The sequence below is a fragment of the Flaviflexus equikiangi genome (assembly GCF_014069875.1).
GTDB lineage: Bacteria > Actinomycetota > Actinomycetes > Actinomycetales > Actinomycetaceae > Flaviflexus > Flaviflexus equikiangi.
The window spans coordinates 2012734-2025374 of the sequence record NZ_CP059676.1 but is presented as its reverse complement, the minus strand read 5'-3'; the positions used below and the strand labels follow the sequence as shown (position 1 = coordinate 2025374).

Annotated in this window: 11 protein-coding genes; 7 read left to right on the top strand and 4 right to left on the bottom strand. The window is 64.0% G+C overall.

What is annotated here, in order from left to right; all coding sequences use genetic code 11:
* Window position 1: 1 nt before the first annotated feature.
* From H2O75_RS09330 to H2O75_RS09320, 3 genes are read right to left on the bottom strand one after another with little or no spacing between them, the layout of a single operon-like run.
* Window positions 2–1027 (bottom strand): alpha/beta hydrolase, encoded by a 1026-nt coding sequence (locus H2O75_RS09330; RefSeq protein WP_182171269.1) that lies wholly within the window; start codon window positions 1025–1027, stop codon window positions 2–4.
* Between the two features lie 40 nt (window positions 1028–1067).
* Window positions 1068–2282, bottom strand: a complete 1215-nt coding sequence (gene metX / locus H2O75_RS09325) for a homoserine O-acetyltransferase MetX (RefSeq protein ID WP_182171266.1) — start codon at window positions 2280–2282, stop codon at window positions 1068–1070.
* Window position 2283: 1 nt separating this feature from the next.
* The gene (locus tag H2O75_RS09320; protein WP_182171263.1) at window positions 2284–3567 is read right to left on the bottom strand and encodes an O-acetylhomoserine aminocarboxypropyltransferase/cysteine synthase family protein; all 1284 of its coding nucleotides are present in this window, start codon (window positions 3565–3567) and stop codon (window positions 2284–2286) included.
* 456 nt (window positions 3568–4023) lie between these two features.
* On the opposite strand from H2O75_RS09320, the gene H2O75_RS09315 reads away from it, so the two are divergent.
* A complete protein-coding gene (locus H2O75_RS09315; RefSeq protein WP_182171260.1) occupies window positions 4024–5403 on the top strand; it encodes a C40 family peptidase in 1380 nt (459 codons plus the stop codon).
* Window positions 5404–5605: 202 nt separating this feature from the next.
* Here H2O75_RS09315 and H2O75_RS09310 read toward each other — a convergent pair whose 3' ends face one another.
* A complete protein-coding gene (locus H2O75_RS09310) occupies window positions 5606–6106 on the bottom strand; it encodes an inorganic diphosphatase (RefSeq protein WP_182175161.1) in 501 nt (166 codons plus the stop codon).
* Window positions 6107–6173: 67 nt separating this feature from the next.
* Here H2O75_RS09310 and dacB point away from each other — a divergent pair, with 67 nt between their 5' ends.
* The 6 genes from dacB to folE are packed head-to-tail and all read left to right on the top strand — an operon-like array spanning window position 6174 to window position 12634.
* A complete protein-coding gene (gene dacB, locus H2O75_RS09305; RefSeq protein WP_182171257.1) occupies window positions 6174–7547 on the top strand; it encodes a D-alanyl-D-alanine carboxypeptidase/D-alanyl-D-alanine endopeptidase in 1374 nt (457 codons plus the stop codon).
* On the top strand, window positions 7537–8472 hold the full coding sequence (locus H2O75_RS09300) for a zinc-dependent metalloprotease (RefSeq protein WP_182171254.1): 936 nt from the start codon (window positions 7537–7539) through the stop codon (window positions 8470–8472). Before dacB ends, H2O75_RS09300 begins: the two co-directional genes overlap by 11 nt.
* Window positions 8448–9443, top strand: a complete 996-nt coding sequence (gene tilS / locus H2O75_RS09295; protein ID WP_182171251.1) for a tRNA lysidine(34) synthetase TilS — start codon at window positions 8448–8450, stop codon at window positions 9441–9443. The genes H2O75_RS09300 and tilS overlap by 25 nt, the downstream gene beginning before the upstream one ends.
* A gap of 35 nt (window positions 9444–9478) precedes the next feature.
* Window positions 9479–10033: a hypoxanthine phosphoribosyltransferase gene (gene hpt, locus H2O75_RS09290; RefSeq protein ID WP_220462726.1), complete on the top strand. Its 555-nt coding sequence runs from the start codon at window positions 9479–9481 to the stop codon at window positions 10031–10033.
* Window positions 10023–12071, top strand: coding sequence for an ATP-dependent zinc metalloprotease FtsH (ftsH, locus tag H2O75_RS09285; protein ID WP_220462725.1), 2049 nt, complete (start codon window positions 10023–10025; stop codon window positions 12069–12071). The genes hpt and ftsH overlap by 11 nt, the downstream gene beginning before the upstream one ends.
* Window positions 12068–12634 carry a GTP cyclohydrolase I FolE gene (gene folE, locus H2O75_RS09280; protein WP_182171247.1) on the top strand — a complete coding sequence of 189 codons (567 nt, stop codon included), beginning with the start codon at window positions 12068–12070 and terminating at the stop codon, window positions 12632–12634. The genes ftsH and folE overlap by 4 nt, the downstream gene beginning before the upstream one ends.
* The last annotated feature ends 7 nt before the right edge of the window (window positions 12635–12641 follow it).

Below are 12641 nucleotides of genomic sequence, written 5' to 3'. Positions count from 1 at the left end.
GCTAGCGGCGGGGCTGAATATACGCCCGCAGCCACCGTCTCATCTCGCCGAAGGCTCGAGTGCGGACAGCCGCGCGAGAGAGCGTCACGTCATGAATGGCGCCCTCGAGGCGGATCAGGGCTGTCACGCGTCCCAGGTAGGGGACTCGGCGCCAGATCTGGTCGACATCGAGGACCGTGTCAGCCCCTCTCATCTCGACCGACCACTTGTCGGAGAAGATTGTCTGGTTAGAGGTGAGGACGAGCGTGGGGCACGAGATGTCGAGACCCTTCGCGACGAGTGCATGGCCCTGGAGGATGGCGGTCAGCCAGCCTGCCCGAATCGGTGTCGTCGGATAGCGGCGCCATTCCTCGTTGAACGTCCACCCCGTCGTCGTAAAAGGGTCAGTGTCGTCCTCCACCAGCTCACCCTCGTCCCGCCATCCCGTCAAGAGGCGATGGTAGAAGCCGTTATCAGGCAGGGGCAGGACGGCTTCCGGCGAGACCCGGGCAAGGGATTCGAGGAGTGGAGTGGAGAGCTGGCGGACGAGTGTCGCGCCCTGGAACTCCAGCCACGGCGAGTTGAGGATGAGGCCGGAGAGCGCTCCGGGATGACGGTCGGCCCACAGCGCGGCGGTCAGGCCGCCGGTGGAGTGGCCATACATCACCAAGGGCATCTCCCACCCGTGGATCGTGTGGATCGTATCGAGTGCGGCATGGATGTCCTCATCGTAATCGGAGAGGGATGCGATGTAGCCGGGGGTTTGATGAGGGCGCGATGACCTGCCGTATTTGCGCAGGTCCAACGCGTAGAAGGCCCCTCCGGCACGGGAGATCACACGGGCCAGTTCGACCTGATAGAAGTAGTCGTTCCAGCCGTGCATCGCCAGCATGACGAAGCGCGGAGACGTCGGCGTCGAGTCACGTGCCAGGGGATCATCGGCAGGGACGTGCCGAACCAGTGTCGTGACAACCTCCCCCTCCTCATCGTCGAGGAGCGGCAGCGTGACGGATTCGAATCCGGGTCCAAGGACGTCGGGTGACCACATGCCCCCATTGTGTCAGGAACGAGCCGTTCCCGTTCCCGATTCAGGCCCCTGCAAGAAACGTGCGCAGGATGTCTCCGACCTGATCATCCTCCACGAGGAAACCATCGTGGCCGTGGTCGGAGTGGATGGACACGAGACCATCGCAGCCCGGAAGGCTCTCCGCGAGGCGCCGCTGATCGGCGGGATGGAAGAGCCTGTCCGAGTCGACCGAGACGACGAGCGCACGCTGCGTCATGGTCGAGAGCACTGCCTCGACGCCGCCGCGTCCGCGGCCGATCGAGTGGGTCATCATCGCTTCGGTGAGCGTGAGATAAGAGTTGGCATCGAAGCGGGCCGCGAGCTTGTAGCCGTGATAGTCGAGATAGGACTGGACGGCGAAACGTCCACCATCCATCGGATCCTCACCCTCCTGGGGTGCCCTGTCAAAGCGCGAATCGAGTTCCGTCGGACATCGGTACGTGGTGTGGGCGATAGCGCGAGCCAGGCCGAGCCCGGCGTGCGGGCCGTTGCCGGCGGGAGCATCGTAATAGTCCCCGCCCCGCCACGCCGGATCCAGCTCGATTGCCAGGATCTGCTGATGTGCGTAGGCGATCTGCTCCGCTGTCGTCTCGGGAGCGGACACGAGGACAGCGAACTGGTCAACGTGCTCGGGGTAGCTTGCGGGCCATTCCATGACGCGATGACCGCCGGCGGACGCCCCTGCGACGAGATGCCAGGACGGGACCCCCAGATAGTCCATGAGGGCTTTCTCCGTGGCGACCTGGTCGCGGACGGTGAGGCGGGGGAACCTGCGGGCCCACGGGCGGCCGTCGGGATGTGGGGAGGCTGGCCCGGTCGTCCCCTGACAGCCCCCGAGCACATTGGGAGCCACGACGAAATACCTGTCGGTATCGATCGCGAGGCCGGGTCCGACGATGCCGGGCCACCAGCCCTCGGTACCATCCGCGTTCCGCACGTGCGAGTCGCCCGTGAGTGCGTGACAGAGGAGGACAGCATTCGTGCGGTCCTCGTTCAGCTCCCCCCACGTCTCGTAGGCGACCGTCACGTCGATTGTCGCGCCGGATTCGAGTGTCTGGGAGCCGAGATGAACGAACTTCCGGTCGCCCGGGTCGTCTCCCTCCCGCCATGCCCCGCTCGCGGGGAGGCTGCGGAACCGAGCATGCGGGCGGTAGCCCGTGTCGGCGTCGCGTACCGGGGCGGCATCGGTGATCCGTAACGGGGGATGACCGACGAGGTAGGAGGGAGACCGATCCATGTCAGGCCAGCTTCTCGAAAGACTGCTCGAGGTCAGCCAGGATGTCGTCGATGTGCTCGAGTCCCACAGAGAGGCGGACAAGACCCGCGGGCACGCCCGCGGCAGCCAGCTCATCATCCGTCAACTGCGAATGAGTGGTCGATGCTGGGTGGATGACGAGCGAACGAACATCCCCGATGTTGGCCACATTGGAGTGGAGAGTGAGGCCGTCGACGAAGGCGATGCCGGCATCCTTCCCGCCCTTGACGGTGAAGGCGATGATGGAGCCCGCGCCCTTCGGCGTGTACTTCTGCGCCAGATCATAGTAAGGGGAGGATGGCAGGGAAGCCCACGTCGTCGATTCGACGAGATCGTGGTTCTCGAGGAACTCGGCGACGCGGCGCGTGTTCTCGAGGTGCTTCTCCATCCGCAGCGAGAGCGTCTCCACGCCCAGGCCGATGAGGAAGGCGTTGAAGGGTGAGATCGCGGGGCCGATGTCGCGCAGGAGCGTGGTGCGGATACGGGTGACGAAGGCTCCCGGGCCGAGATCCCCCCACGTGATGCCATGGTAGGAGGCATCCGGTTCGGAGAGCGTCGGGAACTTCCCTGACGTCCAGTCGAAATCGCCCTTCTCGATGATGACTCCGCCGATCGAGGTGCCGTGTCCGCCCAGGAACTTCGTCGCGGAATGGATGACAACATCTGCACCGAAATCGAACGGCCGCAGAACGTATGGAGTCGCAACCGTGTTGTCGACGATCAGCGGCAGGCCCTCCGAGTGGGCGACGTCCGCAATCTTCTCCAGGTCGAGAACGGAGCCGCGCGGGTTCGGAATCGTCTCCCCGAAGAACAGCTTCGTCTTGTCCGTCACGGCGGCCCGCCACGACTCGGGGTCGGCAGGGTCCTCGACGTAGCTCACGGAGATCCCGTAGCGGGTCAGCGTGTGGGTGAGAAGGCTCAGCGTCCCGCCGTACAGCCAGGGGCTGGCGACGACATGATCGCCTGCCTGCGCGATATTGAGGATTGCGAGAGTGGTCGCCGCCTGCCCGGAGGAGACGAGCAGGCCAGCTACTCCTCCCTCAAGGGCGGCAAGACGCGCCTCGATCGCGCCCTGGGTCGGGTTGGTGATGCGGGTGTAGATGTTGCCGGGCTCCGTCAAGGCGAAGCGCCCCGCGGCCTGCGCCGCATCCTCGAACACGAACGACGTGGTCTGGTAGATCGGGAGGGCGCGGGCCCCCGTCTCGGAATCGGGGGTTTGTCCGGCATGGATCTGAAGGGTCTCGAAGTTCCAGTTTTCTTGGGTCATTTTTCTCTCTCAAACATATAAGGGAGTGCCAAAGTTGCGTAACAACTCCAGCCTCGCAGGGTATGGCTGGGCCGATGCTGTGCGAGCATCGGTGCACGCACAGGGGTGCGCGCTCTAGTTACACATTCGGAACATGGGATGACACTAAGCGACGCGTCGTCTCCATGGTCAGGCCCGGGCAGAAGTCTCACAACATGGACCAAAGGCCCACGATCATAAAAAGTGATGTTGATCACGTTCACATTGTTCGGTGTGGGCCCGACCTCAGGAATTTCCCAGCAAGTCGCCACTTCCCGGCAATCCCGTCCCGATGTTACTCGTGTGACAGATGTGAACTGTGGGGATATTGGAGAAATTGTTTCAAAAAGGTCACGGGTGGTATACCGTCAGTATCGGTTCGAAAAACTAGTAGGCGGCATTGTCACAACGACACGCCGCAGCGTCGAGGAGTAATACGTGGCCGGAATTCGCAGACGTGGCATCCACGCCACATGTGCCGTGGCTCTTGCCGCCAGCATGATCCTTGTTGGCACTGCTGGCATCGCCGATGACGGAGACGACGAGGTGACAACCTCGAACTATATGGAGATGTCGCTCGCAGAGCTCGAGGCGGAACTTGCCTCGCTATCGGCAGAGTCCACTGCTCTCGCCGAGTCGGCCGCCCTGGCCGAGAGCGAGCAGATCCGAGCCCAGGCCGAACTGTCCGAGACGATCACGAAGGCTATGGATACGCAGGATGCTGCGAACGCCGCCTATGCCGAGGTCGAGATTGCGCGTAAGGAGCTCGGAAGCGTCGGTGCCGCCATGTACCGTGACGGCGCGAGCGCCGTGCCGTTCGGCAACTACCTCTCCGCTGAGAGCCTCGAAGAGGCGAACGCCCGTCAAAGCGCCTACGACCGCCTCGGCCAGTCCGCAGAGACGAAGCTCCAAGAGTTCGAAGCCAAGCTCAACCTTGCTGAAGCGATGGAGGAGCAGGCAACCCAAGCAGCCGCCGCACAGACCGCAGCAGCCAGCGACGTAGACGATACTGCACGGGAAGCCGACCAGCTCGCCCGCGCAGTGGAGGAACAGCTCGCAGAAGCGCAGAGCCGCCGCGACGCACTCATCGCCGCGCTAGCGGAGCAGAAGGGTGTCGAAGAGGCGGAAGAGCGCGCCCGCGTCGAAGCACTCGAAGAAGCAAGGCTCCAACAGGTGGAGGACGCAAGGCTCGAGGCCATCAGGCAGGCCGAGGCAGAAGCCAAGGCGCAGCAGGAGGCCGCGGCCCTCGAATCCCAGGCCAACCAGCAGGATCGTGAGGAATCGGCAACGCCGGCTCCCGCACCAACGCCCACACCGACACCAACGCCCACGCCGACTCCGACACCGACGCCAACTCCGACGCCTACGCCTACGCCTGCGCCGACTCCAACTCCGACGCCGACTCCGACACCCACACCGACTCCGACTCCGACGCCCACACCGACGCCGACTCCGACGCCCACGCCTGGCCCGGTGACGGCGACGCGCACCTCGATCGTCGCGTACGCCCGCCAGTTCGTGGGGGCTCCGTACGTGTGGGGCGGCGTGACGCCGGCTGGCTGGGACTGCATCGGATTCGCACACTACGTCTACGCACATCACGGCATCACAGTTGCTCGCTCCTCGTACGGTGCGCAGTTCAACGGAACGCTCGTCGCGGCCTCTGCGGCACGCCCCGGCGATCTCATGTGGTGGCCCGGCCACGTCGGTATCTACACCGGCAACGGCTCCCACATCGCAGCCTGGAACCCGTCGATGGGAACGCAGGAACGCGCCGTGTGGGGAAGCCCGATGTACCGCAACGTCATCGGCGACTGACCAGCAGGTGAACAGCAGAAGTGACGGCAGGCCTTGGGCCTGCCGTCACTGCGTTGAGCAAACACTCGTGTCACGGCCTCATGAGCATCATCCGTCCCGGCGACTCGAATGGTCTGTCTGATCATCGACGGAGGAGAAGCGGACATGAGGGCAGCAAGAAGGGGACCGGTGCAGAACCAGTCCCCTTCTTCCTCTTCACCGTTTAGTGCTCGTCGTAGTAGCCCTGATCGATGGCACGCTGATAGGAGGCTTTGATCTCCGCTTCCGCAGCGGCGCGATCGACCCAGTGTGCACCCTCGACTGATTTGCCGGGCTCAAGATCCTTGTACACCTCGAAGAAGTGCTGGATCTCGAGACGATGGAACTCGGACACGTCGTCGATGTCGACGCGCCACGATGCTCTCTGGTCGCCTGCGGGCACGCACAGAACCTTGTCGTCGCCTCCCGCTTCGTCTTTCATGCGGAACATGCCGAGTGCGCGGCATCGGATCACACAGCCGGGGAACGTGGGCTCCTCAAGGAGCACGAGTGCGTCAAGCGGGTCACCGTCCTCACCGAGGGTGTCATCGATGAACCCGTAATCGTCCGGGTATCGGGTTGCGGTGAAGAGCATTCGGTCGAGACGGATGCGACCGGTTTTGTGGTCTACCTCGTACTTGTTCCGGTTGCCTTTGGGGATCTCGATGGTGACATCGAATTCCAACATGACGCCTCCTATGGCTACAGGTTCCTTTGTGGTGAACGGTGAACGAACGTGACAGACTGAAGAGGTGAAGGCACGATCGCAGGCAGGTATTGTCGCTGTCCTGATTCTACTCGGTGGCTATGTGGTTGCGGATGCAGTTGACATAGCCCCGGGAATCTTGACGGCAACGGACAAGCCGTTAGAACCACGAGCCTACCCTGAAGCGGCAAACTTTGAGGCAATTGACGCAGACGTTCCGGTTGATGATGGTGGTGTCGACCTTTTGCCGGGCGACGTCGCAACCATCGCAGAGAGTCTCGCCGACGACCCCCGGAACACGGGAGAGACATCATTCGTCGTCCGGGAACTCGACGGAACCCTCGTGTATGACATGAGGGGCGGGACGGGGAGACTGCCCGCGTCGAGCATGAAAGTTCTCACGGCGGCTGCCGCACTCGAGGAGCTGGGCCCGAACACCACACTGGACACCCGGGCCATCATCTCCGAACAGCGCCTCTATCTCGTCGGCGGCGGCGACATCTACCTGTCATCGGGCTACGGGGATGAGATGTCGGCCGTCGGCCGTGCCGGCCTGGCAGATCTCGCCGATCAAACAATCAGCGAGCTCGAATCCAGAGGACTGTCGAGCATTGAGCTCAGCCTCGACTCGAGCCTGTTCACCGGCACCGACTATCACGAGAACGTTGTCGGCTCCGATCGCCAGTTCATCATGCCGATGAGGCCCATCGCGATCGACGGCGGCATCGTCGGAAGCGTCTATTCCACGAACCCGGATCGCGATGCGGTCAACCGCTTCGCGGAGCTCCTCGGCGAACGGGGTATCGAGGTTACGACCGTCACCACAGGCACGGCCCCTGCGGCAACCGACGAGAACACTGCCGGGATCGTCTCTTCCGCCCCGATCCGCGATCTCGTCGACTACACGTTGACGATGTCGGACAACTCTCTCGCCCAGGTTCTCGGACACCTCGTCGCGCAGAGCCGCGGACTGACAGCGGATTTCGACGGTTCTGCCGTCGCGGTGAAGGAATCCCTCGTCGATCAGGGTTACAACACGACGGGGCTGATCGTCTCCGATGCTGCGGGACTCTCGATCGACAACAGGGTGAGCGCCCACCTGTTGACCTCCGTACTCGTCGATTCCGCATCATGCGGCTGCGACACGTCCACCATCCCCCACTCCCTCCCCGTCGCGGGCTTGAGCGGCACGCTGTGGAGCCGGTTCGACGGTCTGCCGACGCAGGGGCTCGTCCGGGCCAAGACCGGCACCCTGATCGCCGCGAACTCCCTCACGGGCTACGTGACGACGGAAAGCGGACAGGTCCTTGCCTTCTCGATACTCATCGATGGTCTAGAGTCGGGAACAACGGGAATAGTTCGTCCCGCAATCGATGAGGCCATCAATGCCTTAGCCATGGGGGACGAGAATGCCGATTGACCCGACCATCGCCTACCGTCGAACGCGGCAGTTCTCAGGCTCCGGCCCCACCATCACGCCGGCCAAGGCGAAAGCAGTGGCGACATCACTCAGGCAGTGCGCAGCTGCCGCCCCCGACATCGTGGCCAGCGTGACGAAACTCCACGACGTCACGGAGACAGTGGCGGCAACCCCGGTTGCGGTTCTCGCCCGCCCGGGATGGGCGCAGGCGGCCGCGATCTCAGCCGCCCCCCTCATCGAAGAGTTCACGAACGGTGGCCGCATCGGCAACCGCCTCGTCTCGGAAGAGATGGCGGGAGCTCTCGCATTCCTCGCCCCCCGCATTCTCGGACAGTACGATCCGTTCGCGTTGACGGCAATACCGGGGCAGGGACTGCCGATACCGGGACGGCTCCTTCTTGTCGCACCGAACGTGTGGGAATTCGCGAGCGAATGGAACCTCGACAGCCGCGACGTCCAGCTGTTCGTGTGCGTGCACGAGTTCACCCACGCCTTCCAGTTCACGGCCGCACCGTGGCTCAAAGACGTCCTCATCGCCAAGGTCCGGCTCGTCATCGACGCCATCGACGATGGCTTCGAAGAGGATGCCCTTGACGATCTTCTCGCCCTCATGGCAGTGCTCGAAGGGCACGCGGAGTATGTCATGAACACGGTCCCGATCGCCCGGATTCCCTCCCGCAAGCGCATCACCGCGGCCGTTGCGGCCCGCAGGGGCGCTGGATCGAATCTGGCAAGGTTCGCGAACAGGCTCCTCGGGGTCGACCTCAAGCTCGACCAGTACCGCGACGGCGAAAAGTTCGTGTCAACTGTCATCCGCGAGCGCGGACATGACGGCCTGAACACACTGTGGCAGAACCCGCTCTACGTGCCGGATGTGAACGAGCTGAAGGATCCCCACTCGTGGATCGCCCGCGTGCTGTCCTAGCAGCCCGCCAAGCTGTTCGCGGCGCCCTCGAATCACGCACGGTGCTTGTCGCGTGCTCCGGAGGATCGGACTCGCTTGCTCTCGCTCTTGCACTGTCCGCCGAGGCACAGTCCGCCGGGGTGTCACCCCGCGCCATCACCGTCGATCACGGGCTCCTGCCGGGATCGGACACGAGAGCGCGCGATCTCGTCGAACGACTATCCGCTCTCATGCCGGCGCGTGCAGTCCGCATCGATGCAGCCGGTTCCGAAGGCCCCGAAGGCAGTGCGCGGACGGGACGGTATGCTGCGATCGCCGACGAGGCGCGACGTCTCGGCGGGCCCGCACTCGTTCTCCTCGGGCACACGATGGACGACCAGGCGGAAACGGTCCTCATGGGTCTGGGGCGCGGCAGCGGGCCCCGGTCGATAGCGGGAATGCGGCCGACTGGATACCTTCCCGGCACGACCGATGTGCCGTTCGCGAGACCATTCCTCAACCTCACACGGTCCGAGCTGCGCCAGGCCTTAAGTGAATGGGGCTGGCAGTGGTGGGACGATCCCTCGAACAGCAGCGAGGGGCCGTGGCGGACGGCAGACGGCGGGCCGCTCCGCAGGTCCGCGGTACGCGATCGTGCCCTGCCGGAGCTGTCGAGAGCGCTCGGGCAGGACGTTCGGGGTGCACTCGCACGCACTGCTGGCCTCTTGCAGGAGGACCTGGACTGCCTCGATGATCTCGCACATACGGCGCTCGGGGAGGCGCTCGATGGCGAGGGGCTCCTCCTGGCCTCCCTCCGCCCCCACCACCGCGCCATCCGCACCCGCATCATCCGATCCTGGCTCCTCGCGCAGGGAGCGCGGGCGGGCGAACTGACGGCCTGGCATGTCAATGCAGTCGATCGTCTCGTCGAAGGAGAGACCGGTAAACGGATCGACGTTCCGGGACTACGCGTGAGGAGAACGCGCGATCGTCTGGAACGGCACGTGGAGTAGCATAAAGGCTAGTAGCCAGACGAGAAGGGACATTCGTGGATTCGACGGATATGGGCGAGGACCTGTGCAAGATCCTCATTACCGAAGACGAGATCTCCAGCAGGCTCGACGAGCTCGCTGCCGCCATTGACCGGGATTACGAGGGGAAGGAGATCCTTGTCCTCGGCATCCTCAAGGGAGCGGTCATGGTCATGGCCGATCTCGCCCGCAAGATGCACACGCCGCTGACGATGGACTGGATGGCGGTGTCATCGTACGGGTCCGGCACCAAATCATCTGGTGTCGTGAGGATCCTCAAGGACCTCGAGACGGACCTCGAGGGCAAGCATGTCCTGATCGTCGAAGACATCATCGACTCCGGGCTGACGCTGTCCTGGCTGAAGGCCAACCTGGAGTCCCGCGGGCCCGCCTCCGTCGAGATCGCCACCCTTCTGCGCAAGCCCGACGCGACGACCGTCGACATCCACGTCGAGTATGTAGGATTCGACATCCCCAACGAATTCGTTGTCGGCTACGGCCTGGATTATGCAGAGAAGTACCGGAACCTGCCCTTCGTCGGCACGCTCGCACCTCACGTCTATGGCGGATAGCAAGAAGGACAAGCCGGGCGAGGATAAGAGGCCCTGGCGTTCGGCGAGCAGGAGCACGGACGACCAGAAGACGAAGAACGACCCGAAGAAGAAGAACCAGCCCGAGGCCAAGCGCTCGTGGTTCCCGTGGCTCCTCACACCGCTCTTCGCGCTCGCCTTCTACTACATGTTCTTCGGCGGCAGCGAATACACTCCCATCTCGACCTCCGAGGGCATAACGATCCTCCAGGAGGCTGAAGGCGGCGACATCGAGCGTGTCGTCATCACCCAGGGCGCCCAGACCGTCCGCATCGACCTCGCGAAAGACGTCTCGGTCATGGATGCGGAGGGTGAACAGCAGGAGGTCGGCGACCGTGTCGCCTTCCAGTACATCACCCCCCAGGGGGAGGATATCGTCGATCTCGTCGAGTCGGCCGAGCCCGCCTACGGCTACAACTCGATCGTCCCTCAGGAGTCGATCTGGGCATCGCTCCTCATCATGGCGATCCCCCTCCTCATCATCCTCGGCTTCTTCATCTTCCTCCTGCCGAAGCTCCAGCAGGGCGGCATGGGCGGGTTCGGCAAGATCCGCAGCAAGGGCGCCGGCATGGACAAGGAGATGCCGGACGTGACGTTCTCGGACGTGGCGGGAGCCGACGAGGCCGTTGAGGAACTCGGCGAGATCAAAGAGTTCCTCGAGAAGCCCGAGAAGTTCCATGCGATGGGAGCCAAGATTCCCAAGGGCGTCCTCCTGTACGGACCGCCAGGCACCGGCAAGACACTCCTCGCGAAAGCCGTCGCGGGTGAAGCACAGGTGCCGTTCTTCTCGATCTCCGGATCCGAATTCGTCGAAATGTTCGTCGGCGTCGGAGCATCGCGAGTCCGAGACCTGTTCACGAAGGCCAAACAGTCCGCCCCCGCCATCATCTTCGTCGACGAGATCGACGCGGTCGGCCGATCCCGCGGCATCGGCGTCGGCGGCGGCAACGACGAGCGCGAACAGACGCTCAACCAGCTGCTGGTGGAGATGGACGGGTTCGACGCGACGACGAACGTCATCCTCATCGCGGCGACGAACCGGCCCGACGTTCTCGACCAGGCACTCCTGCGGCCGGGGCGCTTCGACCGTCAGATCGCTGTCGATGCTCCCGACCTGCCGGGCCGGACAAAGATCCTCCGCGTCCACTCCGACGGCAAGCCGCTCGCCGACGGCATCGAGCTCGAGTCCATCGCCCGTCGCACACCCGGATTCACGGGTGCCGATCTGGCGAACCTCATGAACGAAGCGGCCCTCCTGGCCGCACGCCAGGAACAGACGACGATCACGATCGAGGATCTCGACGAGGCGATCGATCGTGTCATCGCAGGCCCGCAGCGCCGCACGAGGGTGATGAATGCGGACGAGAAGCGGATGACCGCGTACCACGAGGGCGGGCACGCCCTGGCCGCGGCCGCCCTCAACCACACGGATCCTGTCACGAAGGTGACGATCCTGCCGCGCGGACGGGCACTCGGCTACACGATGGTGATGCCGACTGAGGACAGGTATTCGACCTCCCGCAACGAACTGCTCGACCAGCTCGTCTATGCGCTGGGCGGGCGTGTCGCCGAGGAGATGGTGTTCCACGATCCGACGACGGGAGCATCGAACGACATCCAGAAGGCGACGAGTATCGCCCGCAAGATGGTGACCGAATACGGCATGTCGGCCCGTGTCGGCGCTGTCCGTCTCGTCGCGGACGATGCCGATCCGATGACCCGCGCCGCAGGCGGGGGCCACGCCGAATACTCCGACCGCATGGCCCACATCATCGACCAGGAGGTCCGCCAGCTGATCGACGCGGCACACGATGAGTGCTGGGAGATCATGCAGGCCAACCGGCACATCCTCGACGAGCTGGCCGGCCGACTCCTCGAGAAGGAAACCCTTCTGGAGAAGGAGCTCGCTGAGCTCTTCGTCCCCGTGGTCAAGGCTCCCGAGCGTCCGCTCTGGCTGAGTTCGGACGAGCGTCCCCTCTCGACCATCCCTCCCATCGCCTATCCGACGGAGCCATCGTGACCTTCGATTCTGCTGGTGTTGAGAATGCCATCCGCGACCTGCTCGTCGCGATCGGCGAAGATCCGGAACGCGACGGGCTCGTCGATACCCCCGCCCGGATCGCACGCGCCTACCGGGAGATGTTCTCCGGGCTCCACGAGGACCCCACGGAGGTCCTCTCAGCATCGTTCGATGTTGACCATCAGGAGATGATCCTCGTCAAAGACATCTCGATGTACTCGGTGTGCGAGCACCATCTCCTGCCCTTCTACGGGGTTGCCCACGTCGGCTACATCCCCGGGGAGGACGGCCGTGTCACGGGCCTGTCCAAACTGGCACGGCTCGTCGACGGCTACGCCCGACGCCCGCAGATCCAGGAGCGACTCACGTCCGAGGTCGCGGATGCTCTCATGGATTCCCTCGGTGCGCGCGGTGCGATCGTCGTCGTCGAAGCAGAGCACATGTGCATGTCTCTCCGGGGTGCACGCAAACCCGGTGCCCGCACGGTCACGTCGGCAGTGCGCGGCGTCATGCGCCATGCGACGACCCGATCCGAGGCGATGAGCCTCATCATGAGCAGATAGGCCAGCC

Coding starts and splice junctions, on each gene's coding strand:
- metX (WP_182171266.1), bottom strand. CDS start 2,282: ATGGATCGGTCTCCCTCCTACCTCGTCGGTCATCCCCCGTTACGGATC.
- H2O75_RS09320 (WP_182171263.1), bottom strand. CDS start 3,567: ATGACCCAAGAAAACTGGAACTTCGAGACCCTTCAGATCCATGCCGGA.
- ftsH (WP_220462725.1), top strand. CDS start 10,023: ATGGCGGATAGCAAGAAGGACAAGCCGGGCGAGGATAAGAGGCCCTGG.
- H2O75_RS09300 (WP_182171254.1), top strand. CDS start 7,537: ATGCCGATTGACCCGACCATCGCCTACCGTCGAACGCGGCAGTTCTCA.
- H2O75_RS09330 (WP_182171269.1), bottom strand. CDS start 1,027: ATGTGGTCACCCGACGTCCTTGGACCCGGATTCGAATCCGTCACGCTG.